General features: G+C 61.8%; 24 protein-coding genes. 15 read left to right on the top strand and 9 right to left on the bottom strand.

The window, feature by feature from the left end:
- Window positions 1–28: 28 nt before the first annotated feature.
- Window positions 29–1,252 carry a class I SAM-dependent RNA methyltransferase gene (locus ACGYLI_RS08460; protein ID WP_394418771.1) on the top strand — a complete coding sequence of 408 codons (1,224 nt, stop codon included), beginning with the start codon at window positions 29–31 and terminating at the stop codon, window positions 1,250–1,252.
- A gap of 111 nt (window positions 1,253–1,363) precedes the next feature.
- The gene (locus ACGYLI_RS08455; protein WP_067261130.1) at window positions 1,364–1,861 is read left to right on the top strand and encodes a murein L,D-transpeptidase family protein; all 498 of its coding nucleotides are present in this window, start codon (window positions 1,364–1,366) and stop codon (window positions 1,859–1,861) included.
- Window positions 1,862–1,923: 62 nt separating this feature from the next.
- Here ACGYLI_RS08455 and ACGYLI_RS08450 read toward each other — a convergent pair whose 3' ends face one another.
- A complete protein-coding gene (locus ACGYLI_RS08450; RefSeq protein ID WP_168612925.1) occupies window positions 1,924–2,421 on the bottom strand; it encodes a CAP domain-containing protein in 498 nt (165 codons plus the stop codon).
- Window positions 2,422–2,589: 168 nt separating this feature from the next.
- Between ACGYLI_RS08450 and ACGYLI_RS08445 the strand changes: the two genes are divergently transcribed.
- A complete protein-coding gene (locus ACGYLI_RS08445) occupies window positions 2,590–3,201 on the top strand; it encodes a L,D-transpeptidase (RefSeq protein ID WP_271692654.1) in 612 nt (203 codons plus the stop codon).
- A gap of 141 nt (window positions 3,202–3,342) precedes the next feature.
- A complete protein-coding gene (locus ACGYLI_RS08440; RefSeq protein WP_067261136.1) occupies window positions 3,343–3,525 on the top strand; it encodes a hypothetical protein in 183 nt (60 codons plus the stop codon).
- A 106-nt stretch (window positions 3,526–3,631) separates the two neighbouring features.
- Here the strand turns inward: ACGYLI_RS08440 and hemH are convergent, their stop codons facing one another.
- Window positions 3,632–4,708: a ferrochelatase gene (gene hemH / locus ACGYLI_RS08435; RefSeq protein ID WP_394418768.1), complete on the bottom strand. Its 1,077-nt coding sequence runs from the start codon at window positions 4,706–4,708 to the stop codon at window positions 3,632–3,634.
- A 52-nt stretch (window positions 4,709–4,760) separates the two neighbouring features.
- Window positions 4,761–5,579 carry a methyltransferase domain-containing protein gene (locus ACGYLI_RS08430; protein ID WP_394418766.1) on the bottom strand — a complete coding sequence of 273 codons (819 nt, stop codon included), beginning with the start codon at window positions 5,577–5,579 and terminating at the stop codon, window positions 4,761–4,763.
- A 14-nt stretch (window positions 5,580–5,593) separates the two neighbouring features.
- Between ACGYLI_RS08430 and ACGYLI_RS08425 the strand changes: the two genes are divergently transcribed.
- From ACGYLI_RS08425 to ACGYLI_RS08410, 4 genes are read left to right on the top strand one after another with little or no spacing between them, the layout of a single operon-like run.
- Window positions 5,594–6,325 carry a ComF family protein gene (locus tag ACGYLI_RS08425; RefSeq protein ID WP_394418764.1) on the top strand — a complete coding sequence of 244 codons (732 nt, stop codon included), beginning with the start codon at window positions 5,594–5,596 and terminating at the stop codon, window positions 6,323–6,325.
- Between the two features lie 37 nt (window positions 6,326–6,362).
- On the top strand, window positions 6,363–6,623 hold the full coding sequence (gene grxC, locus ACGYLI_RS08420; RefSeq protein ID WP_067941907.1) for a glutaredoxin 3: 261 nt from the start codon (window positions 6,363–6,365) through the stop codon (window positions 6,621–6,623).
- Window positions 6,620–7,450, top strand: a complete 831-nt coding sequence (locus ACGYLI_RS08415) for a carbon-nitrogen hydrolase family protein (protein ID WP_394418762.1) — start codon at window positions 6,620–6,622, stop codon at window positions 7,448–7,450. The genes grxC and ACGYLI_RS08415 overlap by 4 nt, the downstream gene beginning before the upstream one ends.
- A gap of 11 nt (window positions 7,451–7,461) precedes the next feature.
- Window positions 7,462–7,902, top strand: coding sequence for a MarR family winged helix-turn-helix transcriptional regulator (locus ACGYLI_RS08410; RefSeq protein ID WP_067265366.1), 441 nt, complete (start codon window positions 7,462–7,464; stop codon window positions 7,900–7,902).
- Here the strand turns inward: ACGYLI_RS08410 and ubiG are convergent.
- Window positions 7,877–8,647: a bifunctional 2-polyprenyl-6-hydroxyphenol methylase/3-demethylubiquinol 3-O-methyltransferase UbiG gene (ubiG, locus tag ACGYLI_RS08405; RefSeq protein ID WP_394418760.1), complete on the bottom strand. Its 771-nt coding sequence runs from the start codon at window positions 8,645–8,647 to the stop codon at window positions 7,877–7,879. The two genes, ACGYLI_RS08410 and ubiG, sit on opposite strands and share 26 nt — an antisense overlap.
- Window positions 8,648–8,695: 48 nt before the next feature.
- On the opposite strand from ubiG, the gene pip reads away from it, so the two are divergent.
- The 6 genes from pip (at window position 8,696) to infB (ending at window position 15,989) form a co-directional block, all read left to right on the top strand.
- Entirely contained in the window at window positions 8,696–9,667 is a 972-nt protein-coding gene (pip, locus tag ACGYLI_RS08400; RefSeq protein ID WP_271688608.1) for a prolyl aminopeptidase, read from the top strand.
- A complete protein-coding gene (locus tag ACGYLI_RS08395) occupies window positions 9,664–10,527 on the top strand; it encodes an ABC transporter substrate-binding protein (protein WP_394418758.1) in 864 nt (287 codons plus the stop codon). The genes pip and ACGYLI_RS08395 overlap by 4 nt, the downstream gene beginning before the upstream one ends.
- A 136-nt stretch (window positions 10,528–10,663) precedes the next feature.
- Window positions 10,664–11,242, top strand: a complete 579-nt coding sequence (gene rimP, locus ACGYLI_RS08390; protein ID WP_271688606.1) for a ribosome maturation factor RimP — start codon at window positions 10,664–10,666, stop codon at window positions 11,240–11,242.
- Window positions 11,242–12,870, top strand: a complete 1,629-nt coding sequence (gene nusA / locus ACGYLI_RS08385) for a transcription termination factor NusA (RefSeq protein WP_394418756.1) — start codon at window positions 11,242–11,244, stop codon at window positions 12,868–12,870. The genes rimP and nusA overlap by 1 nt, the downstream gene beginning before the upstream one ends.
- 20 nt (window positions 12,871–12,890) lie before the next feature.
- Entirely contained in the window at window positions 12,891–13,511 is a 621-nt protein-coding gene (locus ACGYLI_RS08380; RefSeq protein ID WP_394418754.1) for an RNA-binding protein, read from the top strand.
- A gap of 9 nt (window positions 13,512–13,520) precedes the next feature.
- Window positions 13,521–15,989: a translation initiation factor IF-2 gene (infB, locus tag ACGYLI_RS08375; protein ID WP_394418752.1), complete on the top strand. Its 2,469-nt coding sequence runs from the start codon at window positions 13,521–13,523 to the stop codon at window positions 15,987–15,989.
- A 9-nt stretch (window positions 15,990–15,998) separates the two neighbouring features.
- On the opposite strand, the gene ACGYLI_RS08370 is transcribed toward infB, so the two are convergent.
- The 5 genes from ACGYLI_RS08370 to ACGYLI_RS08350 all read right to left on the bottom strand — a co-directional run bounded on the left by ACGYLI_RS08370 (window position 15,999) and on the right by ACGYLI_RS08350 (window position 20,521).
- Window positions 15,999–16,805, bottom strand: coding sequence for a metallophosphoesterase family protein (locus ACGYLI_RS08370; RefSeq protein ID WP_394418749.1), 807 nt, complete (start codon window positions 16,803–16,805; stop codon window positions 15,999–16,001).
- The gene (locus ACGYLI_RS08365; protein ID WP_394418747.1) at window positions 16,802–17,719 is read right to left on the bottom strand and encodes a diacylglycerol/lipid kinase family protein; all 918 of its coding nucleotides are present in this window, start codon (window positions 17,717–17,719) and stop codon (window positions 16,802–16,804) included. Before ACGYLI_RS08365 ends, ACGYLI_RS08370 begins: the two co-directional genes overlap by 4 nt.
- Before the next feature lie 320 nt (window positions 17,720–18,039).
- On the bottom strand, window positions 18,040–18,438 hold the full coding sequence (gene mutT, locus ACGYLI_RS08360) for an 8-oxo-dGTP diphosphatase MutT (protein ID WP_394418745.1): 399 nt from the start codon (window positions 18,436–18,438) through the stop codon (window positions 18,040–18,042).
- A 4-nt stretch (window positions 18,439–18,442) separates the two neighbouring features.
- Window positions 18,443–19,669: a bifunctional glutamate N-acetyltransferase/amino-acid acetyltransferase ArgJ gene (gene argJ / locus ACGYLI_RS08355; protein WP_394418743.1), complete on the bottom strand. Its 1,227-nt coding sequence runs from the start codon at window positions 19,667–19,669 to the stop codon at window positions 18,443–18,445.
- A 3-nt stretch (window positions 19,670–19,672) separates the two neighbouring features.
- Window positions 19,673–20,521 carry a peptidylprolyl isomerase gene (locus tag ACGYLI_RS08350; RefSeq protein WP_394418741.1) on the bottom strand — a complete coding sequence of 283 codons (849 nt, stop codon included), beginning with the start codon at window positions 20,519–20,521 and terminating at the stop codon, window positions 19,673–19,675.
- A 173-nt stretch (window positions 20,522–20,694) separates the two neighbouring features.
- On the opposite strand from ACGYLI_RS08350, the gene secA reads away from it, so the two are divergent.
- Window positions 20,695–23,397 (top strand): preprotein translocase subunit SecA, encoded by a 2,703-nt coding sequence (secA, locus tag ACGYLI_RS08345; protein WP_394418739.1) that lies wholly within the window; start codon window positions 20,695–20,697, stop codon window positions 23,395–23,397.
- Window positions 23,398–23,475: the final 78 nt, after the last annotated feature.

The raw sequence follows: 23,475 nt of genomic DNA, 5'->3' as shown, positions 1-23,475 counted from the left end.
GTCGCCTTTGCCGCGCTATGGGCAGGCTATGACTGAACATGAAATCTTGCGTCTCGGCCACCACGGCGATGGCATCGCCGAAGGTCCGATCTTTGCCCCGATGACCCTGCCGGGGGAAACCGTCACCGGCGTTGTCGATGGGCAGCAGCTTCGCGATGTGCGGATTGTCACCCCCTCCGACCAGCGGGTCGCACCGCCCTGTCGCCATTTCAAATCCTGCGGCGGGTGCCAACTGCAACATGCCACGGATGATTTCGTGGCGGCTTGGAAGGTCGATGTGGTGCGCAATGCGCTTTCGGCTCATTGGTTAGAGACAGAATTTCGCCCCATCCAAACCTCCCCCGCGCAATCGCGCCGCAGGGCGACCTTTGCCGCGCGGCGGACGAAAAAGGGCGCTATGGCGGGTTTTCATGGCCGCGCCTCTGACGTGCTGATCGAGGTGCCAGGCTGTCAGTTGGTCGATCCCGCCTTGCTGCCGGGGCTGAAGGTCGCCGAAGAACTGGCGCTGATCGGCACCAGCCGAAAGGCCGAATTGGCCGTCACGGTCACCCTGTCGGAAGAGGGGCTGGACGTCTCTGTCGCCAATGGCAAACCGCTCGACGGGCCGCTGCGCCAGCAATTGGCACAGGCTTGTGAGGCTCAATCTCTGGCTCGGCTGACATGGGATGGCGAGGTAATTGCGATGCGCGCGCCGCCCGTACAGCGCTTTGGCGATGCGCCGGTCACGCCTCCGCCAGGCGCCTTCTTGCAGGCGACCCGTCATGGTGAAGCAGCTTTGCTGGAGGCGGTCAGGGACGCCGTGGGCGAGGCGGAGGTCGTGGCCGATCTTTTCGCGGGCTGCGGCACCTTTGCCTTGCCCTTGGCGCAGCAGGCGCGGGTGCACGCGGTGGAAGGCGATGCCGAGATGATCGCCGCGCTGGAAGGAGGCTGGCGTCGGGCCAAGGGGGCAAAACCGCTCACCGCCGAGACGCGCGATCTGTTTCGCCGACCGCTCCTTCCGGATGAACTGGACAGGATCGATGCCGTGGTGCTCGACCCGCCCCGCGCAGGGGCTGAGTCGCAGGTGGCCGAGATCATCCGCGCCGCGGTGCCGCGCGTGGCCTATGTCTCCTGCAATCCGGTGAGCTTCGCCCGCGATGTGCAGAACATGGTCGCGGCAGGCTATCGGCTGGACTGGGTGCAGGTGGTGGACCAGTTCCGCTGGTCGTCCCATGTGGAACTCGCCGCCTGTCTGACCCTGCCTGAAAGCTAATCCACGGCCCCATATGACGCCGCGGATCACCGCTTTTTGAGTGAAATTAATCCCTCTCTATGGTAACGCGGATAAAAAGGCCGGAATGGCCGGGGCGTTGAGGGCACAGTGATGAAACGCAGGACGATGATACTTGGCGGCACCGCTATGGTGGCGCTTGGCGCGTGCAGTAGCAGTAAGTTCAAACGCTACAACGGTCCTGAAGTGACCTATGTGGTTGTGAACAAAAGCCAACGCCGCATGATGCTGTTGCACCATAACCGCGTGCTCGAAGATTACCGGATCAAACTGGGCTTCGCTCCGGTGGGCCACAAAGCCTTTGAGGGGGATGGCCGCACGCCCGAAGGGCTGTACCGAATCGACCGTCGCAACCCGAACAGCCGTTTCCACCTTTCCGTCGGGATCGATTACCCGAATGCGCGCGATATCGAAAACGCCCGCGCCATGGGCAAAAGCCCGGGCGGCGATATCTTTATCCACGGGCAGAAAGACCCGCGGAAGAAGGAAAAGCACGATTGGACTTGGGGCTGTATCGCGGTCACCAACAAGGAAATCGAAGATGTCTACGCGATGGTGCGTGACGGCACGCCGATCCTGATTACGCCCTAAGGGCCGCTTGATACGACACCGGCCCCCGCAGGGGCCGGATCGGCTTTTTGATTAGGCAAAAATCAGTTGCCGACGACCAGCGTCCACCAGATCTTGCCACCGTTTTCCTGATGCCATGCGAAACCCATCTGGCGGCCATCGGGGGCCATCAAGATGCGGCGCGTGTCGGGTTGCTCCATCCATGCGGCGAGGGTCTCAAGCTCGGTCTCATAGGTTTCCGAGATTACCTCGCCGACCAGACCGCCGGTATAGCCCACGCGCTGAATGCGATCGATGGGCGAGGACCCGTCAGAGCCGAAATGCCAGGGGCGGTTTTGCACCGCCATATCGCGCGAATGGGTGGCGGCAGCGGCGTTCAGCTTGGCATCCAGCGCGAGCGGCGTCACCCCGGCAGAGCTGCGCAGCGCATTGACGGAGTCGAGCATGCGGAATTGGATCGTACCCGCGTCGGAGCGGCTGATGCGGTAGGTGCCGCCGGCTTTGCCGCCGGTCGTGCTGGACGGGGTACAGGCAGATAGCGCAACCGTCAGCGCCAGTAGAATGGACAGGATACGGATCATATGAGCGCTCCACGCAATGAAGTTTTTTCTGCCTTACATCGGGGCGCGTTGCAGTTCAAACGCACATAGGCATGACTCTGCCGTGCGGGCCCGGTTTCAATTGAAACTGCGTCTTTCGAGCCATATAACTGGCAATAATTAGCATAATTTCAGTTTCGGAGACGCTCCATGTCCGCTCACCGTTTTTCGATCAAGAGCCGCCGTGGCTTCCTTGCTGGCAGCGCCGCGATGCTTGCCACACCCGCTCTGGCGCAAAGCACCTCTTCCTTCAACTCCACCGCCACGACCGAGACAGAGCGTGACCTGACCGAAGCGGTCAAACGCAATGTCTCGAGTTTCCGGATGCTGGATTGGCGCCCCTATTTCAGCAACACGCGCAACGGCGCGGTGCTGGTCGATATCGACAGCCGGGCGGTGCACTACTGGTCCGAGGACCAGAGCGTTTACAAGCTCTACCCCTCATCGGTTCCGCTGACCGAAGACCTCACACGCCGTGGCCGGACCCGTGTCATCAAAAAGGTCGAGGGGCCAAGCTGGCGTCCCACGCCTTCGATGCTCAAGCGCAATCCCGAATGGCCGCCCTACGTCGGCCCCGGTCCGGACAACCCACTGGGCACCCATGCGCTGTACCTCAGCTGGACCTACTATCGTATCCACGGAACCCACGACACACGAAAAATTGGACGTAAGTCTTCCAATGGTTGCATCGGGCTCTATAACGAACATATCGCCGAACTTTTTGCCCTGACAAAGGTTGGCACGCAGGTGTTGCTTATTTGACGACATCCCCCTGATTCCTTGATGCAATAGCTGATTCCGGGTTTGCAAACTTTTGCCGATACTGTTTAGAACAGGATTACGAGGTAAGTCTTGGGTGCGTGTATGTATATGATACAGCACGCCTATTCTGGAGGTTATGTTATGAAGAAACTCGTTCTCGCCGCTGCTCTGTCCGCTGCTGCATCGACTGCTTTTGCTGGTTCGCTGGCCGAGCCGATCGTAGAAGCACCGGTCATCGTGGAAGAAACAACAGGTTCGTCCTCGGGCATCCTGGTTCCCCTGATCCTGCTGGCTCTGGTTGCCGCAGCTGTTGCTTCCGACTAATCGGAACTGACGATCAAACGGAAAAGGCGGTGCAATGCACCGCCTTTTTTGTTTTCTGCGCAAAGTTCTGAAAAAGGGGCCGCCGCAGCGACCCCAAGGCGGGGGCTTAGTCCAGCCAGCCGCCCAAGTTCTCGGTAATGATTGTGGTCAGCGTTTCGATATGCGCCGCATCGTCGTTCAGGCAGGGAATATAGGTGAAATCCTCGCCGCCTGCTTCTTCAAAGCTTTCCTTGATCTCTTCGTTGATCTCTTCCAGCGTTTCGATGCAATCGGCTGAGAATGCAGGCGCGCAGACGGCGATGCTTTTCTTGCCTGCCTTGGCCTGACGCGCGACCTCTTCAACCGTATAGGGCTGCAGCCATTCCTCGGGGCCGAACTGTGACTGGAAGGTCGTGATGATCTCGCTGTCCTGCCAGCCCAGACGTTCCTTCAGCAGGCGCGTCGTTTTCTGACATTGGCAGTGGTAGGGGTCGCCCTCCATCAGATAGCGCTGCGGCAGACCGTGGTAGGAGCAGACCAGCAGATCGGGCTTTTTGTCCTTCGCGGCATAGGCACGCTCAACCGATTGGGCCAGCGCTTCGATATAGTCGGGGCGGTCGAAATAGGGGGCCACGGTGCGCGAGGCAGGTTGCCATTTCTCTTTGGCCAGCGCGGCAAAGAAAGCGTCATTCGCGGTTGCGGTCGTGGCCCCGGCATATTGCGGATAAAGCGGGAAGAACAGTATCTTCTGGCATCCGGCGGCGACCATCGCCTCGACTTTGGAGCGGGTCGACGGGTTGCCATAGCGCATGGCGTAATCGACCATCACGTCGGCCCCGTATCGTGCTTTGAGCGCGGCTTTGATTTTGGCGGTTTGCGATTTGGTGATCGTCGCCAGTGGGCTCTCGTTCTCGGCCTCATTCCAGATGGATTTATAGGCCGCGCCGCTGGCAAAGGGGCGTTTGGTCAGGATCACCGTCTGCAACAGCGGTTGCCATTTCCACGGGCTGTAGTCGATCACCCGGCGGTCTGAGAGGAACTCGCTCAGGTAACGGCGCATCGACCAATAGTCATAGCCATCCGGCGTGCCAAGGTTGGCGAGCAGAACACCAACTTTGGGACGCGGGACTTTGGGGTGATCGCCGGGGCCGTGTTCGGGTTGGGTGGCGTCGGCTTGGGCGGATTGGGGCTGGGCTGCCTGCATGGGGGTTTCCTCGCATATCATCCGCGCAGAGATAGCCGCTTTGCCGATTGGGTCAATCGGGGAGGGGTTCCTCGCGACTATTCAACGCATCTGCGAGCCGTTGCTGCGCCGATCCGGGGCGGAGCGGCTTTTGCTGGCTTTCATCTGGTGCCCAACCGGCGAGAAAGATCATGTCGAAGGTCGCCGTGATCCGGCCCGAAGCGGCGGTGAAATGCGTGGCGTAAAGCTCGGTCGCGCGGGTCAGCACGGCGCGGCCCGTGGGGCGACGCAGGCGGGCTTGAAGGGCGTTGGTCTCTCCCATTTCGCGCAGGTCGCGCATCAGGGCCCATGCGTTTTGGTATTCAACGGTCAGCGGTTGGCTATCCGCCACTGGCAGGGCCAGTCCGGCGCGTTGCAAGAGCGCGCCGAGATCGCGCAGCTCTCCCATCGGGGCGATGCGGGGCGACAGGCCGCCGGTGATTTCGGATTCGGCCTGACCAAGGCAGGCGCGCAGCTCATGCAGGGTTTGCCCGCCAAGCGCCACGGCTTGTAACAGCCCGTCGGGGCGCAGCGCGCGGCGGCATTGGATCAACTGGCCGATGGGGTCATTCGCCCAATGCAGCCCCATGGCGTGGATCACTAGATCATGCGCCTGCGGTTCCAGCGCCAGCACCTCTGCTTCTGCCACGATCTCGGCCTTCGGAAAAGCCTCTGCCCAGACCTGCGGGAAGGCGGTCACGATGGCCGGATCGGTAAACGTTTTCTTAACCATGCTCAGACGATCCTGAACCTCTTCGGCGGCTGCCTGTTGCAGGAACATGCCCCGTGTCGTCGCGCGGGCGCGGTGCTGGGCGAGGGCCTTGGGGTCGGTCAGGTTGGGCTGTGCTGTCATGGGGAACACATAGAATGCCGCCACGGGGACTTCAAACAGCAGTGTCGCTTATCTACCCGCCGCGTTGTCTGGGCTGCGGGGGGCTTGTCGATGCGGATTTCGGCCTGTGCGGCGCCTGCTGGCGCGACACGGCTTTCATCGGGGGAACGGTCTGCGATGCCTGCGGGCTGCCCCTGCCGGGCGGCGGGGATGTGGGCTCACCCCATTGTGATGCCTGTCTCGCGATGCCGCGCCCATGGGCGCAGGGACGCACGGCACTGCTCTACCGCGATATGGGGCGCAGGCTGATTCTGGCGCTCAAGCATGGCGACCGGCAAGAGATCGCCCGCCCCGCGGCCCGCTGGATGGCGCAGGCGGCCCAAGGCATCCTGCCGCAAGAGGCGCTGATTGCGCCGGTGCCGCTGCATTGGCTGCGCTTGCTGAAACGGCGTTACAATCAATCGGCTCTACTGGCGAAGGCGCTGTCGGCGGAAACCGGGCACCGCTGGTGTCCCGATCTGTTGCAGCGGGTCCGGCATACGCCCTCGTTGGAGGGTTTGGGCCGTGCAGCCCGGTATCGGGTGTTGGAACAGGCGATCCGCGTGCATCCGCGACGGCGGCTCCGTATCATCATGCGACCGGTGATCTTGGTGGACGATGTCTTTACCTCCGGCGCCACATTGACCGCCTGCACGCAGGCCTGTCTGGCCGCCGGGTCCGGCCCCGTTTTCGTGCTGGCACTGGCGCGCGTGGCCAAAGAGACCTAGATCACTGTGCAACGTTAACTGTTCAAAGGGTGATCCTATGCAACCTGTCGAAATCTACACGTCGCCGCTCTGCGGTTTTTGCCATTCCGCCAAACGCCTGCTGACCCAAAAGGGCGCAGCCTTTGACGAAGTCGATGTGCTGTCGGAGCCAGAGCGCAAGAAAGAGATGATCCAGCGCGCCGGCGGTGCCCGCACCGTGCCGCAGATCTTTATCGGCGACGTGCATGTGGGCGGCTGTGATGAGCTTTATGCGCTGGACCGTGCCGGCAAACTCGACGCGCTGCTGCAAGACAGATGAAAATCGCGCTGCTGCAACTCAACGTCTCGGACGACCCCGCCGCCAATCTGATCGAGACCCGCGCCCTGCTGCGCGAGGCGGTGGCGGGCGGGGCCGAGTTTGTCCTGACCCCCGAGGTGACGAATTGCGTCAGCACCAGCCGCAGCCACCAGCAAGCGGTGCTTGCCTATGAGGAAGACGACACCACCCTTGCCGCCCTGCGCGAAGAGGCGGCGAAGGCGGGCATCTGGCTGCTGATCGGCTCGCTCGGTCTGAAAACGCGCGAGGGGGACGGGCGCTTTGCCAACCGGTCTTTCCTGATTTCTCCGCAGGGGGAGATCGTCGCGCGCTACGACAAAATCCATATGTTTGATGTGGATATCAACGAGACCGAAAGCTACCGCGAGTCCGCGGGCTATCGCCCCGGCGACAAAGCCGTGGTGGCCGAGACGCCTTTTGGCAAGATCGGCATGTCGATCTGCTATGACATGCGTTTTCCGGCGCTCTATCAGGCGTTGGCCGAGGCCGGTGCGCGTATCTTGACCATGCCAGCGGCCTTCTCTCCGGTCACCGGGGCCGCGCATTGGCACAGTCTGCTGCGGGCGCGGGCGATCGAGAATGGCTGTTATGTGCTGGCCCCGGCCCAGACGGGCACCCATGCCAGCGCCGCGCATAAGACCCGCGACACCTATGGGCATTCACTGGTCGTGGCCCCTTGGGGGGAGGTGGTGTTGGATGCCGGGACAGCCCCCGGCGTTTACTTTTGTGACATGGACATGGAAGAATGTGACAAGGCCCGCGCCAAAGTGCCCAGCCTTGCCAACCGCCGCCCCTTTGCCGCGCCCTGACCGGACCGAAAATGACCGACGATAAAAACACCCTTGCGATCATGTTGTTCGGAGAATTGCTGGCCGCCGACCAATCGGTGCGCAGTCGCCTGACACGGGTACTGCCGCGGGGGATGGAGATCTCGCATTTCTCGGTGCTGAACTCGCTTTCATGGCACGGCGGCGAACGCTCGCCCGCGCAACTGGCCGAGACCTTCAACGTCACGCGCGGGGCGATGACCAACACGCTGAGCAAGCTCGAATGGGCCGGTTACGTCCATATCCGCCCCGATTGGGACGACGCGCGGCGCAAGATGGTCGCGATCAGCCCCGCAGGGCGGCAGGCGCGGGATGCGGCGGTGAATGCGATCACGCCGATGATCTCCAACGTGGTGGGGGAGCTTGGCGAAGAACAGGTCCGCGCCACGCTCCCGATCCTGCGCGCGCTCAGACGTCAGTTGAGCCAGGGTTGAGGCCCGGATTAAGGCTGGCGGTGACGTAGTTCACGCTTAGATCCCGATCCGACAGCCGCCACGACCATGCGACGGGGTTAAAGACGAAACCCTTGCGATCCACCGGCTCCAGCCCGGCGCGGCTCAGCAGGTCGAAAAGCTCATCTGGGGTGATGAACTTGTTCCAGTCATGGGTGCCCTTGGGCAGCCAGCGCATCACATGCTCGGCCCCGACAATCGCCATCATAAAGGACTTTGGATTGCGGTTCAGAGTCGAACAGATGTGCAGCCCGCCGGGTTTCAGCAGGCGGCGGCAGGCGACCAGATAGTCGATGGGGGAGGCGACATGTTCGACCACCTCCATGTTCAGCACCACGTCGAATTTCTCACCGGCATCGGCCATGTCTTCGGCGGTGGTGTGGCGGTAGTCGATCTCTAGCCCCGATTGCTGCGCGTGGATCTGCGCCACGGGGATGTTGCCCGCCGCCGCATCCGCGCCCACCACTTCGGCCCCAAGCCGCGCCATCGGTTCGGACAGCAACCCGCCGCCGCAGCCGATGTCAAGGATCCGCAGCCCCGCGAAGGGGGCAGGGGCCGTCAGGTCGCGGTCGAACTCCCCCGCGATCTGGCTGGTGATATAGTCCAACCGGCAGGGGTTCAGCATGTGCAGCGGCTTGAACTTGCCGTTCAGATCCCACCATTCGGCGGCCATGGCTTCGAATTTGGCGATCTCGGCGGGGTCGATGGTTGATTGATCCGCTTGCATTCTGATCTCCCTGTGCTCTTTTGGGTTCAATGACTATATAGGGCGGCAATGGACAAGTATCCCGACCAAAAACGCGGCGCGCCGCATCTTTATCCGCCGGTTGAGCCTTTCGACCAGCGGATGCTGTCCGTAGGGCAAGGGCATCAGGTCTATGTCGAGCAATGTGGCAACCCCGATGGCATCCCCGTTGTCGTGCTGCATGGCGGCCCCGGCGGTGGTTGCAGCCCGGCGATGCGGCGGTATTTCGACCCCAAGGTCTACCGTGTGGTGCTGTTCGATCAGCGCGGATGCGGGCGCTCCACCCCGCATGCCTCGGTCACGGACAACACGACGTGGCATCTGGTTGCGGATATCGAGCTGATTCGCACCACGCTTGGCATCGACAAATGGATGGTTTTCGGCGGCTCTTGGGGCGCGACGCTTTCGCTGATCTATGCCCAAGCACACCCCGAAGCGGTGCGCCATCTGATCCTGCGCGGCGTCTTTCTGATGACGCAGGCCGAGCTTGATTGGTTTTACGGCGGCGGGGCCGGGCGGTTCTGGCCTGAGCTTTGGGCGCGTTTCGTGAACCTGATCCCCGAAGATGAGCGTGACGATCTGATTGCGGCCTATCACCGGCGGCTGTTCTCGGGCGATCTGCGGGTCGAGCAGGACTATGGCCGCGCATGGGCGGCTTGGGAGAACGCGCTGGCCTCGGTACATTCCGATGGGGTGTCGCATGGCGGGCCATCGGCCTATGCGCGGGCCTTTTCGCGGCTGGAGAACCATTATTTTACCAACAATGGTTTTTTGGAGTTCGACGGTCAGATCCTCGAACATATGGGGCGGATCGCGCATATCCCGGGGGTCATCGTGCAGGGGCGCTATGACATGATCTGCCCGCCTGCGGGCGCCTATGCGCTGGCCGAACGCTGGCCCAATGCCGACCTGCGGATGATCCGGGATGCGGGCCACGCCCTGTCGGAGCCGGGGATCAGTGCCGAATTGGTGCGCACGATGGATAGGATCGGACAGCGATGAGCGGGCGCAACTCTCTGCTGGATCGCCGGGCGCTTTTCACCACCGGTGCGGCGGCGGCCCTGTTGGCCGCGACAGGTGCCAGCGCGGGGGAGCCGCCCCGGCGCGGGGGCCGTCTGCGGCTGGCGCTTTCGGGTGCCACGCGTGACGACACTTGGGTCAAAGGCGACGGGCTGTTCATGCAGGTCGCGCGGCAGGGGATGATCTTTGACACGCTGACCGAAGTCACCGGCAATGGCATCCTCAAGGGTGAGTTGGCGACCGGTTGGCAGGCCAGCGATGGTGCCCGGCAGTGGCAGTTCGATCTGCGCCCCGATGTGCGTTTTCACGACGGCAGCCCCCTGACGGCCCGCGATGTGGTGGCCAGTCTGCGCGGTCTTCTGGCCGGGGCCGAGGTCGCCGTTCAGGACGATCTGCAAGTGCAGGTCACATTGGCGGCGGCGAATCCTGACCTGCCGCTCCTGCTGGCGCAATCGCGCTATGTGATCCGCCCCGCCCATGCGCCCGAGGCCGGGATTGGCACCGGGCTTTACCGTCTGCGGCGCTTTTCCGCCGCACGTCAGGTTTTGGCCGAACGGGTAGAGACGCATTACAAGGACGGCACCGCCGGGTGGTTCGATACGGTCGAACTGGTGTCGCTCCCCGCCCGTGAGGTGCGGGCGCAGGCGCTGAGCGAAGGGCTTGTTGATGCAGCGGATTTGCCCGCGCGGCCCCGTTACCGCGACCGGGGGGATGTGACCCTTCAGGCCGATAGTGCAGGCGGGGTCAGCGCATTGTCGGGCGATCTGCGCCAGCCGCCGAACCCCGGACGCCAAGCGCCGATGGACAACCTGCGCGCGCCCGAGCGGTGGTGGTTCGGCTGAGAGGGGTTGCAGTTTCGCCGCATTCGGCCTATATCCCCTTCAACAGCGGCGCTTTCGGGTCCACACCGAAGGCTCCACCGAATTCGTGAACGGGCCGCGCGCCCGTTTTTTTGTGCCCAGTGAAAATGGATGTCTCATGTCGAATGACCTGATCGCCAAAGCCGCCATCGACCGCCGCCTGGCCGAGATCATCACCCCGGTGATCGAGGATATGGGTTTTGAACTGGTGCGCGTGCGCCTGATGTCGGGCAAGTCCACCACCCTGCAAGTCATGGCCGACCGGCCCGAGGGCGGGATCGAAGTGGATGAATGCGCCAAGATCTCGCAGGCCATCGGCGCCGTGCTGGATGTCGAAGATCCGATCTTGGATGAGTATTCGCTCGAGGTCTCCAGCCCCGGCATCGACCGACCGCTGACGCGGCTCAAGGATTTCGACGCTTTCGAGGGCTATGAAGCCAAGATCGAAACAACCGAACTGATTGATGGCCGCCGCCGCTTTAAGGGTGAGCTGGCAGGCGTCGAGGCTGGCGAAGTGCTGATCAACGTCGAAGAAGGCACCATTGGGTTGCAATTCGACTGGCTCAGCGATGCCAAACTGGTTCTGACCGACGACCTGATCAAGGAAATGCTCCGCCAGCGCAAAGCGTCTGGTGCGATCGACGAAACCGATTTTGATGATATCGAGACTGAAGAGTCTGCTGAGGGAGACACCTAATGGCCATTACATCTGCAAACCAGCTTGAGCTGTTGCAAACCGCCGAGGCGGTGGCGCGCGAGAAGATGATCGACCCCGGTCTGGTCGTCGAAGCGATGGAGGAATCCCTCGCCCGTGCCGCCAAGTCCCGCTATGGCGCCGAGATGGACATCCGGGTCGACATCGACCGCAAGACCGGCAAGGCCACCTTCACCCGCGTCCGCACCGTGGTCGAGGATGATGAGCTTGAGAACTATCAGGCTGAGTTCACCGTAGAGCAGGCCAAGCAGTACATGGCCGACCCCAAGGTTGGCGACACTTTCGTTGAGGAAGTGCCTCCGGTTGAAATGGGCCGCATCGCGGCGCAGTCGGCCAAGCAGGTGATCTTGCAAAAGGTCCGCGAAGCTGAGCGTGACCGCCAGTACGAAGAATTCAAAGACCGCGCCGGGACCATCATCAACGGTCTGGTCAAGCGCGAGGAATATGGCAATGTCATCGTCGACGTGGGCGCGGGCGAAGCGATCCTGCGCCGGAACGAGAAGATTGGCCGCGAAAGCTATCGCCCGAACGACCGCATCCGCGTCTACATCAAAGACGTGCGCCGCGAACAGCGCGGCCCGCAGATTTTCCTGAGCCGCACCGCGCCTGAATTCATGGCCGAGTTGTTCAAGATGGAAGTGCCCGAAATCTACGACGGCATCATCGAGATCAAAGCGGTCGCCCGCGACCCCGGTTCGCGTGCCAAGATCGCCGTGATCTCGCATGACGGTTCCATCGACCCCGTCGGTGCTTGTGTTGGTATGCGTGGTTCGCGCGTGCAGGCCGTTGTGAACGAGCTTCAGGGCGAGAAGATCGACATTATTCCGTGGAACGAAGACCAGCCTACCTTCCTTGTGAACGCGCTGCAGCCTGCGGAAGTGTCGAAAGTGGTTCTGGACGAAGAAGCCGGTAAGATCGAAGTCGTCGTGCCCGAAGAGCAACTGTCGCTCGCCATTGGTCGCCGTGGTCAGAACGTGCGTCTTGCCAGCCAGTTGACCGGTCTCGACATCGACATCATGACCGAAGAGCAGGAAAGCCAGCGCCGTCAGGCCGAGTTCGAACTGCGCACCAAGCTGTTCATGGACAACCTTGATCTCGACGAATTCTTCGCCCAGCTTCTGGTTTCCGAAGGTTTCACCAACCTCGAAGAAGTGGCCTATGTCGAAGTCGACGAGCTGCTGGTCATCGACGGTGTGGACGAAGACACCGCAGGTGAGTTGCAGGCCCGGGCCCGCGATGTGCTCGAAGCGCAGAACAAAGCGGCGCTTGATAACGCCCGCGCGCTCGGTGTCGAAGACAGCCTGGTTGAATTTGAGGGTCTGACCCCCCAAATGATAGAGGCGCTGGCCAAGGACGACGTCAAAACGCTGGAAGATTTCGCCACCTGTGCCGATTGGGAACTGGCTGGCGGCTGGACCACGGTCAATGGCGAGCGTGTCAAAGACGACGGCGCGCTTGAGCCCTTCGATGTTAGCCTCGAAGATGCGCAAGCCATGATCATGACCGCCCGCGTCATGCTGGGCTGGGTCGACCCGGCCGAGCTTGAGGACGACGCGGAAGAAGACGACGTAGAAACAGACGGCGAAACCGCCGAGGAGGCCGAGGCCTAAGCGGGCCTCGGGGGTTGCACATGGGACGCGGTGGCGCCTCGAATGACCGCTTAGACGGTGCGGAACGCAAGTGCATCGCCACGGGCGAGGTGCAGCCGAAACACGGGTTGATCCGTTTCGTGGTCGGCCCGGACAATCAGGTTTACCCGGATATTCTGGGTAAACTGCCGGGCCGGGGCATCTATGTCGCGGCGGATCGTGCGGCGCTGGAATTGGCCATCAAGAAAAAGGCTTTTTCCCGCTCGGCGAAACAGCCGGTCACCCTGCCCGACGGGCTGGTCGACGAGGTCGAACAGCAGTTGGCGCGCCGGGTGGTCGAGCTGATCTCGCTCCAGCGCAAAGCGGGCAAGGCGGTCGCCGGTTACGAAAAGGTCAAGGGTTGGTTGCAAACCGAAGAGGCCGAAGTATTGATACAGGCCGTAGATGGGTCAGGGCGCGGCAAGTCCAAGCTGAGCACCCCACACTATGGTCATTACATCGGTTGGTTGACAGCCGATGAATTGGGTTTGGCATTCGGTCGCCAAACTGTGATACATGGGGCGCTCGCCTCTGGTGGACTCACGCAACGTGTTGTAGAGGAAGCCGGTAGACTTAAAGGCGTGCGCGTAAACGAGGGTGGCAACGGCCATCCGAAAGGATAGACGAGCTTCATGAGCGATAGTGACGGCAAGAAAACATTGGGTCTGCGCGGTGGCGCACGTCCGGGGAACGTAAAGCAAAGCTTTAGCCACGGGCGTACCAAAAACGTTGTGGTCGAAACCAAGCGCAAGCGTGTTGTGGTGCCCAAACCGGGTGGCCAGAAATCAACAGGTCCGGGCGCCGGGCCGATTGGCGATCCCAAGAAGCGCCCCGCAGGCATCACCGATGCCGAGATGGAGCGCCGTCTGAAGGCCGTTCAGGCCGCCAAGGCCCGTGAGGCCGAGGAAGCCGCGCAGCGTGAAGCCGAGGAAAAAGCCCGCGCCAAAGAGCGTGAGCGCCGCCGGGCCGAGATTGAGGCCAAGGAACGCGAAGAGCGTGAGCGCGAAGAAAGCCTTAAAGCCAAGGCCGAGGAAGACGCGCGCCGCAAGGCAGAGGCCGAAGCGGCCGCTGCTGCGCCCACGCCCGAACCCGCCGCTGCACGCGAGCCGGGCAACAAACCTGCGCCCGCCGCTACGCCGCGCAAAACCACCGACCGTGACCGCGACGACAGCAAGAAGCGCAGCAAAGGTGGCGACAGCCGCCGCGCGGGCAAGCTGACCGTCAATCAGGCGCTTGCCGGTGGCGAAGGTGGCCGTCAGCGTTCCATGGCGCAGATGAAACGCAAGCAGGAACGTGCCCGTCAAAAGGCAATGGGTGGTCAGGTCGAGCGTGAGAAGATCGTGCGCGACGTGCAGCTGCCGCCCGCCATCGTGGTCTCTGAACTCGCCAACCGTATGGCCGAGAAGACCGGCGCGGTGGTCAAGGCGCTGATGCAAAACGGCCTGATGGTGACCCAGAACGAAACCATCGATGCCGATACAGCCGAGCTGATCATTGAAGAATTCGGCCACAAAGTGGTCCGCGTTTCCGACGCCGACGTCGAAGATGTCATCAAAGAGGTCGAGGACGATCCGAAGGATCTGCAATCGCGTCCGCCGGTCATCACGATCATGGGCCACGTCGACCACGGCAAAACCTCGCTTCTGGACGCGATCCGCAACGCCAAGGTCGTGGCCGGCGAAGCCGGTGGCATCACCCAGCACATCGGCGCCTATCAGGTGAAAACCGACAACGGCACCGTGCTGTCCTTCCTCGACACGCCGGGCCACGCTGCCTTCACCTCCATGCGCTCGCGCGGGGCTCAGGTCACGGATATCGTGGTTCTGGTGGTTGCGGCGGATGATGCCGTGATGCCGCAGACGATCGAAGCGATTGCCCATGCGAAGGCGGCCAAGGTGCCGATGATCGTGGCGATCAACAAGATCGACAAACCCGCCGCCAATGCCGACAAGGTCCGTACCGATCTGCTTCAGCACGAAGTCATCGTCGAGAAGATGTCAGGCGATGTGCAAGACGTCGAAGTATCAGCAGCGACAGGCCAAGGTCTGGACGATCTGCTCGAAGCCATCGCGCTGCAGTCGGAAATCCTCGAACTCAAGGCGAACCCGAACCGGGCCGCCGTGGGTGCGGTGATCGAAGCGCAGCTTGACGTGGGTCGCGGCCCCGTCGCGACTGTGCTGGTTCAGAACGGCACGCTGCGTCAGGGCGATATCTTCGTCGTGGGTGAGCAGTACGGTAAGGTTCGCGCGCTGATTAACGACCAAGGCGAGCGCGTCAAAGAAGCCGGGCCTTCGGTGCCGGTTGAGGTGCTGGGCATCAACGGCACGCCCGAGGCCGGTGACGTGCTGAACGTGACCGAGACCGAAGCGCAGGCCCGTGAGATTGCCGAGTATCGTGCACAGGCCGCCAAGGACAAGCGCGCCGCTGCCGGTGCCGCCACAACGCTGGAACAGCTGATGGCCAACGCCAAGGCGGACGAGAACGTCAGCGAGCTGCCGATCTTGGTCAAAGCCGACGTGCAAGGTTCTGCCGAAGCGATCGTTCAGGCGATGGAGAAAATCGGCAACGACGAAGTCCGCGTTCGGGTTCTGCACTCCGGTGTGGGCGCGATTACCGAGACGGATGTCGGCCTTGCCGAAGCCTCCGGCGCGCCGATCATGGGCTTCAACGTGCGTGCCAATGCCTCGGCCCGGAACACGGCGAACCAGAAGGGTGTCGAAATCCGCTACTACTCGGTCATCTATGACCTTGTGGATGACGTGAAAGCGGCCGCAAGCGGTTTGCTGAGCGCCGAGATCAAAGAGAACTTCATTGGCTACGCCAATATCAAAGAAGTCTTCAAGGTCACCGGTGTGGGCAAAGTCGCAGGCTGTCTGGTCACCGAGGGCGTCGCCCGCCGCAGCGCCGGTGTGCGTCTGCTGCGCGACAACGTCGTGATCCACGAAGGCACGCTGAAAACGCTTAAGCGCTTCAAAGACGAAGTGCCCGAGGTTCAGTCCGGTCAGGAATGCGGCATGGCATTCGAGAACTACGAAGACATCCGCCCCGGCGATGTGATCGAGATTTTCGAGCGCGAAGAAGTGACCCGCACTTTGGCCTAAGCCAAGCGCTTACAAGATGAATTCCCCAGAGGCCCGGTCGAATTGCCGGGCCTCTGCTTTTGTGAAGGCCTTCTTACTGTCATCGAAACTGATCCGCGCCAGATTGACGTGCAAGGGCGAGATATCGATCAGGTTGAAATCATTCGGCTCCCCCCGCTGGCGCGAAGACAGGCTGGTGCCCGCGTGCAGTTGGATCGCCAGATGACCGTCATGCTCCGGCGCGGGATGAGCAAAGGTGCCCGCGTGCCAGATGTGCAGATGCCCCGAGAGGATCAGGTCGGCGCCGCAGTCCAAAAGCCGCCTCAGCGCGCGTTTCGCGCCCGGAATGGGCTTCTTGTGGGTCTCATTGGGGTGATCCAGCGGATGGTGGCAAACGGCGATACGCAAGGTCTTTTCCCCCCCGCACGACAAGGCGCGGCAGGCGCGGCCCAAACGGCGCAGGCCCAGTTTGCCGGTCTGCCATTTGAACCGATCGACAGTGTTGATCCCCACGGCGACAAAATCCGCTCCCTCATGCACCGGCGTAAGGTCGTGATCGATCCAACGCCGGTAATAGCGCCACGGGGCGAAAAACCGGGTAAAGGGGCGGTGCAGTGGAATATCGTGATTGCCCGGCACGCTCAGCACCGGTGCGTTGATCCGGTCGATAAAGGCCCGCGCGGCGCGATATTCCTTTTCCCGCGCCCGTTGAGTCAGGTCGCCCGAGATGATCACGAGATCGGGGTCATATCCATTCACCGCCTCTAGGAGGGGCACCAGAAGGTCGGGGCGGTCCTTGCCGAAGTGTAGGTCGGATAGGTGAATCAAACGGCTCATCGCACGGTCTTCCCAGTCGTGGAGGGCACAAAGATATGAATGGGCGAACTGGCACGGGTGAGCCGATACGGGCCGCGCATTACCGCAATCTCTCCGTCCCGCGCGACATAGCGTTTGCGCTGCTTCATGCGTATCTCAATCTCGGACCCGCAGAGCATTTCATAGTCCGTGTGGTGTTTCGCGCGACCTGTTGCCAACGCCACCGCATGGCGCAGCAGGCCGAAACGATAGGTGTCAGGGGCGACCAGCAGCACCATATCGCCGCGCGCGATGCAGTCCTGCCCATCAAGCCCCATTTGGTCCAGTTGAAAGGCGTTGTTCACCGCGAAAACGAGCGGGGTGCGCAACTGGCTCTCTTTCCCGTCGACCACGATAGTCAGTTTGAGCGAGGTGCGGAAATCCATCAAGGCTTTGATCACCGACCAATAGGCGGCGATCCGGCTGCGTCCCCAACGGCGGTAGATGCCTTCGCGCGTTTTGAGGATGGCGGGATAGGCCCCGATGCTGGCGTTGTTCAAGAAGGTCTCACCATTGATCGTCGCCACATGCACCGGGCGGCTGTCGCCAGCGGCGATGACGTCGACGGCTTCTTCAAGGTTCTCTGGAATGCCCATCGACCGCGCGAAATAGTTGAAGGTGCCTTGCGGGATGATGCCGAGCGGACGGTCGTGGTCTACCATGGCCGAGGACACGCCCGAGATCGTGCCATCCCCGCCCGCGACGGCAATGATCCCTTCGCCCCGAGACAGCGCCTCGCGCGCGGCGCTGGCAGGGTCGTTGCGTTTGTCGATATGAATGAATTCCGCCGTGATCCCATGCCGCGCAAAGGCGGAGCGGATCGTGTTTTCGGCTTGGTCACCGTCTTGACGGCCTGAACCGCGATTCAGAATGACGATAGCGCGCTTCGATGACATAAGTTCCCCTGCCAAATGCTCGGGGAAAACGCGGTGGAACGCCTATTTGTTCACCTCAATAGGCGTTCCGATGAGATTTTTCAGACAGGCTTGCCTTCGAAAATCTTCCCGTCGACTTGAACGGCCATGCGACCGCCCGCCAACATTTTTACAAAGATACCCTGAACGTAAATGGAACTTCCGATTGCGATGGTTCTCAACATGTCGGCACCCTTTCATACAGATGTTACAACTCTGCCTCAGGATGGTGCGCATTCGGTTAAAAAATCCGCAACATGCTGAGCGATTGGCGATCACTAGTGCAATTCTGCCACTCTACGCTAGAGCCAATCACGCAATATTGATATGAGCGGCACGTCTGCCTCGGGCATCGGATAGGCGCGCATTTCGTTCGGGCGCACCCATTTCAGGGTCTGCCCCTCGCGCGAAACTGGCGTGCCGCCCCATTTGCGACAGGCGAACAGCGGCATCAGAAGGTGGAAATCACTGTAGCTGTGGCTGGCAAAGGTCAGCGGGGCAAGACAGGATTCCCATGTCTCGATCCCCAGTTCCTCATGCAACTCGCGGATCAGCGCCGCTTCTGGCGTCTCTCCGGGTTCGATCTTGCCGCCCGGAAACTCCCAAAGGCCCGCCATCGGCTTGCCTTCGGGGCGTTGGGTCAAAAGCACGCGGCCATCAATGTCGATCAAGGCCGCGGCGGAAACCAGCATTGTCTTCATCTGGTCAGGACCGGTAATCGGCGTTGATGTCGATATAGCCGTGGGTCAGGTCACAGGTCCAAACGGTGCACTGCCCCTCGCCAAGGCCCAGATCGACGCCGATGGTGATGTTCTGACCCTTCATATGCGCGGCGGCATCCTCTTCAGAGTAGTCGGGGCTGCGCCATCCATCGCGCGCGACTTCGATATCGCCGAAACGGATCGACAGACGGTCACGGTCCGCTGCGGCCCCGGATTTCCCGATGGCCATGACGACGCGGCCCCAGTTGGGGTCTTCGCCCGCAATTGCGGTTTTGATCAGGGGGGAGTTGGCGATGGCCATGGCGTGGATTTTGGCTTCGTCATCGTTGGAGGCACCGGTTACGGCCACCTCGACGAATTTCTGCGCGCCTTCGCCGTCTTTGACGACCTGATGCGCGAGGTCCATCATCACGTCCCGCAGCGCCGCGTCGAAGGCTTCATTGCCCGATACATCGACACCGGAGGCGCCTGTTGCGGCCATGATCAGCGCGTCGGAGGTGGAGGTGTCACTGTCGACAGTGATGCAGTTGAACGTTGTTTCGGTATGGGTCGAAAGGCGCTGTTGCAGCTCGTCCGTCGCCAGCACCGCATCGGTAAAGATATAGACCAGCATGGTCGCCATATCGGGCGCGATCATGCCCGACCCTTTGGCGATCCCCGCGATAGAGACCGTTTTGCCGTCGATCTCGACCGTCGCGCTGCCGCCTTTAGGGAAGGTGTCCGTCGTCATGATGGCCCGGGCGGCGTCTTCGATGCCCGCGGGGTCAAGCTGGTCGTGCAGATCACCGAGCACAGCGGTAATGCGTTCATGCGGTAGGGGTTCGCCGATGACACCGGTGGAGGAGGTGAAGACCCGCGCCTGCGGCACGCCGCAGGCCTCGGCAGCGGCGGCGGTGATCGCTTCGACCGCGTCGGTGCCGCCCCGCCCGGTAAAGGCATTGGCGTTGCCCGAGTTCACGACAATGGCGGCGCCTTCGTCCGAGGCGCCGCCGATCTTGGCCTGGCAATCCAGCACCGGGGCCGCGCGGGTGGCGGAACGTGTGAACGCCCCCGCCACGGCGCTGCCCGGCGCCAGTTTCGCCAACATCACATCGGTGCGCCCTTGATAGCGCACGCCTGCGGCGATGGTGGCGAAAGTCACGCCGTCGATAACCGGCAGGTCGGGAAAACGGGCCGGGGCGAGCGGCGAGACAGCCAGGGATTTAGCCATGAGTTAGTTCAGCCATTCGATGTTGTTGAGAACGGAAGGGTCGATGCCTTCGGCCGCGCTGCGGTCAACCTCGGCGGAGTTGGTCAGGCTTTCGATCGCCTCTTGCACGTTGGTCTGGCGGATTTGGGTTTCCAGCTCTTCGCGCACGTCTTCCAGTGCGGGGGCTTCGGCGGTGCGTGTCTCGTTCAGTTTGATGACATGCCAGCCGAACTGGGTTTCCACCGGTTCCGACACGCTGCCGGCTTCCATGCCAGCGACGGCCTCTTCAAAGGCAGGCACCATCATGCCGGGGCCGAACCACCCCAAGGAGCCGCCACCGGGGCCGGAGGGGCCGGTCGATTTCTCTTTGGCAAGCTCGGCAAAGTCCGCGCCACCGTCGAGTTCTGCCTTGATCGCGTCGGCTTCTTCCTTGGTTTCGACAAGGATATGCGAGGCGTTGAACTCGGGCTCAGGCTCTGCGTCGCTGTATTGCGCGTCATAGGCCGCTTGCAGCTCTTCGTCGCTGACCGGCTCGGCCATGACGCCTTCGATCGCCTCACCGGCGGTGAGCGAGCGGGTCTCATTCTCGAGCGACAGGGTCACGCGCGGCGGCAATTCGCCGGTAAAACTGTCGGCGAGGGCCGTCTGTTGCACAAGCTGGTCCAGCAGGCCTTTGAACAGCACATCCTCGGGCAGTTGTTGATACTGCTGCGGCAGGCTTGCGCGGGCGACGATCATATGCCCGAGCGTGATTTCAGTGTCGTTGACGGTGGCAACAACCGTGTCGAGACCCGGTTCGTCCTGGGCGGCTACAGGCAGCGCCACAGCGGCGGCAAGCGCCAAAGACGACAGAAATGTGAGGGGTTTTTGCATGGTTGGGTCCAATCGCTTCCTTCGTAGCAGGGCTGCTACATTGACAGTGTATGGCACGCCCCTTACATCGCCTTATGGCGCTGAGAGGCGCGGGCTCATCCACTATCTATGGGCTGCCATGGCGCTCGGCAACCAGATCGGCGCAAGACATCATAACTTCGGCGGGAGATTACATGCTGGGTATCGGAACAATCGCCAAAAAGGTCTTTGGCACGCCAAACGACCGGAAGATCAAGGCGACCCGGCCGCTTGTGGCTCGGATCAACGCGCTGGAGCCTGAGTTCGAAAAGCTGAGCGACGAAGAGATCAAAGCGCGCACCGCGGAATTGGCCAAACGGGCCGACGGGGGCGAAAGCCTTGACGATCTGCTGCCCGAAGCCTTTGCCAACTGCCGCGAAGCCGCCCGCCGCACCCTCGGCCTGCGGGCCTTCGACACGCAGCTTCTGGGCGGCATCTTCCTGCATCAGGGCAATATCGCCGAGCAGAAGACCGGTGAGGGCAAGACCCTGACAGCCACCTTCGCGGCCTATCTGAACGGTCTCACGCATAAGGGCGTGCATGTGGTGACCGTGAACGAATATCTCGCCAAGCGCGACGCCGAATGGATGGGCAAGGTTTTCGGCGCGCTCGGTCTGACCACGGGTGTCGCCTATTCCGGCATGCCGGAGGATCAGAAACGCGCGGCCTACGCCTGCGACATCACCTATGCCACCAACAACGAGTTGGGCTTCGACTACCTGCGCGACAATATGAAGTCGAACCTGTCGGACATGCTGCAACGCGGGCATAACTTTGCCATCGTGGACGAAGTCGACAGCATTCTGATCGACGAAGCGCGGACACCCCTGATCATTTCCGGCCCGTCGCAGGACCGTTCTGAGATGTATCAGATCATCGACGCGCTGATCCCCTCGCTCACCGATGAGCATTACGAGCTGGACGAGAAAACCCGCAACGTCACCTTCACCGACGAGGGCAATGAGTTCCTCGAAGAGCAGCTGCGCGCGCGGGAATTGATCGAAGAGGGGATGACCCTTTACGATCCCGAAAGCACGACCATCGTGCACCACGTCAACCAAGGTCTGCGCGCGCATAAGCTGTTCCAGCGCGACAAGGACTACATCGTGCGTGATGGCGCGGTGACGTTGATCGACGAATTTACGGGCCGCATGATGCCGGGCCGCCGTCTCTCGGACGGTCTGCACCAGGCGATCGAAGCCAAAGAAGGCGTCGACATCCAGCCCGAGAACGTGACCCTCGCAAGCGTCACCTTCCAGAACTACTTCCGCCTATACGACAAACTCGGCGGCATGACCGGCACGGCTCTGACCGAAGCCGAAGAATTCGCCGAGATCTACGGCCTCGGCGTGGTCGAAGTGCCGACCAACGTGCCAATCGCCCGTGTGGACGAAGACGACGCCGTTTATCGCACCGCGCGTGAGAAGTATGAGGCGATGATCGAGCGGGTCAAAGAGGCCCACGCCAAGGGGCAGCCCTGCCTTGTCGGCACCACCTCGATCGAAAAGTCCGAACAGCTCAGCGCCATGCTGACCGCCGCCGGGATCGAGCACAATGTGCTCAACGCCCGCCAGCACGAGCAAGAGGCGCAGATCATCGCCGAAGCGGGCAAGCTGGGCGCGGTGACCATCGCCACCAACATGGCGGGCCGCGGCACCGATATTCAGTTGGGCGGCAACGTCGAGTTGAAAGTGCTCGACGCGCTAGATGCCGATCCTGAGGCCGACCCGGCCAACATCCGTGCGCAGATCGAAGCGCAGCACGCCGAAGAAAAGCAGAAGGTGCTGGAGGCCGGTGGTCTCTACGTTCTGGCTTCCGAGCGTCACGAGAGCCGCCGCATCGACAACCAGTTGCGCGGCCGTTCGGGCCGTCAGGGTGATCCGGGCCGCACCTCCTTCTTCCTGTCGCTCGAAGATGACTTGATGCGCATCTTCGGCTCAGAACGGCTTGAAAAAGTGCTGACGACACTGGGTCTGAAAGATGGAGAAGCCATCGTGCACCCATGGGTCAACAAATCGCTGGAGCGCGCGCAGGCCAAGGTCGAGGGCCGCAACTTCGACATTCGTAAGCAGCTGTTGAAGTTCGACGACGTGATGAACGAGCAGCGCAAGGTGATCTTTGGCCAACGCCGCGAGATCATGGAAGCCGACAACCTCAATGAGATCGTCATCGACATGCGCGAGCAGGTGATCGACGATCTGATCGACACCTATATGCCGCCCAAGACTTATGCCGATCAGTGGGACACCCAAGGTTTCTATGCCGCGGTGATCGAACAGTTGAACGTCGACGTGCCGATCATTGCATGGTGCGAAGAGGACGGCGTGGATGACGAGGTGATCCGCGAACGTCTAATGAAAGCCACGGATGAGCTAATGGCCAAGAAGGCCGAGGCCTTTGGCGAAGAGAACATGCGCAACATCGAGAAACAGTTGTTGTTGCAAGCCATCGACACCAAATGGCGCGATCACCTGCTGACGCTCGAACATCTGCGTTCGGTCGTGGGCTTCCGCAGCTACGCGCAGCGCGATCCGCTGAACGAGTATAAGAACGAAGCCTTCCAATTGTTCGAGACGATGCTCGACAGTCTGCGGCAGGACGTGACCCAAAAGCTGGGCCAGATCCAACCGATGAGCGAAGAGCAGCGCCGCGAGATGATGCAGGAAATGGCCGCCCGTCAGGCTGCCATGCAAGCTGCGGCGAGCGAGGCGGCGGATGAGGCCTCTGAACACGCCGAGGCCGCAGCCCCCGGCTTTGACGAGAACGATCCGTCCACATGGGGCAACCCGGGCCGGAACGATCCCTGCCCCTGTGGCTCCGGCAAGAAGTTCAAACACTGCCACGGCCAGATCACCTGAGCGGCGTCACCTTTTCGCCCATAACTTGGCGTTTCAGGGCCATACCCCGGCCCTGATCCGCGCCCATAAAGTCTCTAA

The organism is Sulfitobacter sp. 1A13421, from assembly GCF_043557285.1.
Lineage (GTDB): Bacteria > Pseudomonadota > Alphaproteobacteria > Rhodobacterales > Rhodobacteraceae > Sulfitobacter > Sulfitobacter faviae.
The sequence above is the reverse complement of the archived record's forward strand: the minus strand, read 5'-3'. Positions and strand labels throughout refer to the sequence as shown.

Excerpts from the sequence above, each read along its gene's own strand:
- ACGYLI_RS08460 (WP_394418771.1), top strand. The coding sequence starts at position 29 with ATGACTGAACATGAAATCTTGCGTCTCGGCCACCACGGCGATGGCATC.
- ACGYLI_RS08455 (WP_067261130.1), top strand. The coding sequence starts at position 1,364 with ATGAAACGCAGGACGATGATACTTGGCGGCACCGCTATGGTGGCGCTT.
- ACGYLI_RS08450 (WP_168612925.1), bottom strand. The coding sequence starts at position 2,421 with ATGATCCGTATCCTGTCCATTCTACTGGCGCTGACGGTTGCGCTATCT.
- ACGYLI_RS08445 (WP_271692654.1), top strand. The coding sequence starts at position 2,590 with ATGTCCGCTCACCGTTTTTCGATCAAGAGCCGCCGTGGCTTCCTTGCT.
- ACGYLI_RS08440 (WP_067261136.1), top strand. The coding sequence starts at position 3,343 with ATGAAGAAACTCGTTCTCGCCGCTGCTCTGTCCGCTGCTGCATCGACT.
- hemH (WP_394418768.1), bottom strand. The coding sequence starts at position 4,708 with ATGCAGGCAGCCCAGCCCCAATCCGCCCAAGCCGACGCCACCCAACCC.
- ACGYLI_RS08430 (WP_394418766.1), bottom strand. The coding sequence starts at position 5,579 with ATGACAGCACAGCCCAACCTGACCGACCCCAAGGCCCTCGCCCAGCAC.
- ACGYLI_RS08425 (WP_394418764.1), top strand. The coding sequence starts at position 5,594 with ATGCCGCCACGGGGACTTCAAACAGCAGTGTCGCTTATCTACCCGCCG.
- grxC (WP_067941907.1), top strand. The coding sequence starts at position 6,363 with ATGCAACCTGTCGAAATCTACACGTCGCCGCTCTGCGGTTTTTGCCAT.
- ACGYLI_RS08415 (WP_394418762.1), top strand. The coding sequence starts at position 6,620 with ATGAAAATCGCGCTGCTGCAACTCAACGTCTCGGACGACCCCGCCGCC.
- ACGYLI_RS08410 (WP_067265366.1), top strand. The coding sequence starts at position 7,462 with ATGACCGACGATAAAAACACCCTTGCGATCATGTTGTTCGGAGAATTG.
- ubiG (WP_394418760.1), bottom strand. The coding sequence starts at position 8,647 with ATGCAAGCGGATCAATCAACCATCGACCCCGCCGAGATCGCCAAATTC.
- pip (WP_271688608.1), top strand. The coding sequence starts at position 8,696 with ATGGACAAGTATCCCGACCAAAAACGCGGCGCGCCGCATCTTTATCCG.
- ACGYLI_RS08395 (WP_394418758.1), top strand. The coding sequence starts at position 9,664 with ATGAGCGGGCGCAACTCTCTGCTGGATCGCCGGGCGCTTTTCACCACC.
- rimP (WP_271688606.1), top strand. The coding sequence starts at position 10,664 with ATGTCGAATGACCTGATCGCCAAAGCCGCCATCGACCGCCGCCTGGCC.
- nusA (WP_394418756.1), top strand. The coding sequence starts at position 11,242 with ATGGCCATTACATCTGCAAACCAGCTTGAGCTGTTGCAAACCGCCGAG.
- ACGYLI_RS08380 (WP_394418754.1), top strand. The coding sequence starts at position 12,891 with ATGGGACGCGGTGGCGCCTCGAATGACCGCTTAGACGGTGCGGAACGC.
- infB (WP_394418752.1), top strand. The coding sequence starts at position 13,521 with ATGAGCGATAGTGACGGCAAGAAAACATTGGGTCTGCGCGGTGGCGCA.
- ACGYLI_RS08370 (WP_394418749.1), bottom strand. The coding sequence starts at position 16,805 with ATGAGCCGTTTGATTCACCTATCCGACCTACACTTCGGCAAGGACCGC.
- ACGYLI_RS08365 (WP_394418747.1), bottom strand. The coding sequence starts at position 17,719 with ATGTCATCGAAGCGCGCTATCGTCATTCTGAATCGCGGTTCAGGCCGT.
- mutT (WP_394418745.1), bottom strand. The coding sequence starts at position 18,438 with ATGAAGACAATGCTGGTTTCCGCCGCGGCCTTGATCGACATTGATGGC.
- argJ (WP_394418743.1), bottom strand. The coding sequence starts at position 19,669 with ATGGCTAAATCCCTGGCTGTCTCGCCGCTCGCCCCGGCCCGTTTTCCC.
- ACGYLI_RS08350 (WP_394418741.1), bottom strand. The coding sequence starts at position 20,521 with ATGCAAAAACCCCTCACATTTCTGTCGTCTTTGGCGCTTGCCGCCGCT.
- secA (WP_394418739.1), top strand. The coding sequence starts at position 20,695 with ATGCTGGGTATCGGAACAATCGCCAAAAAGGTCTTTGGCACGCCAAAC.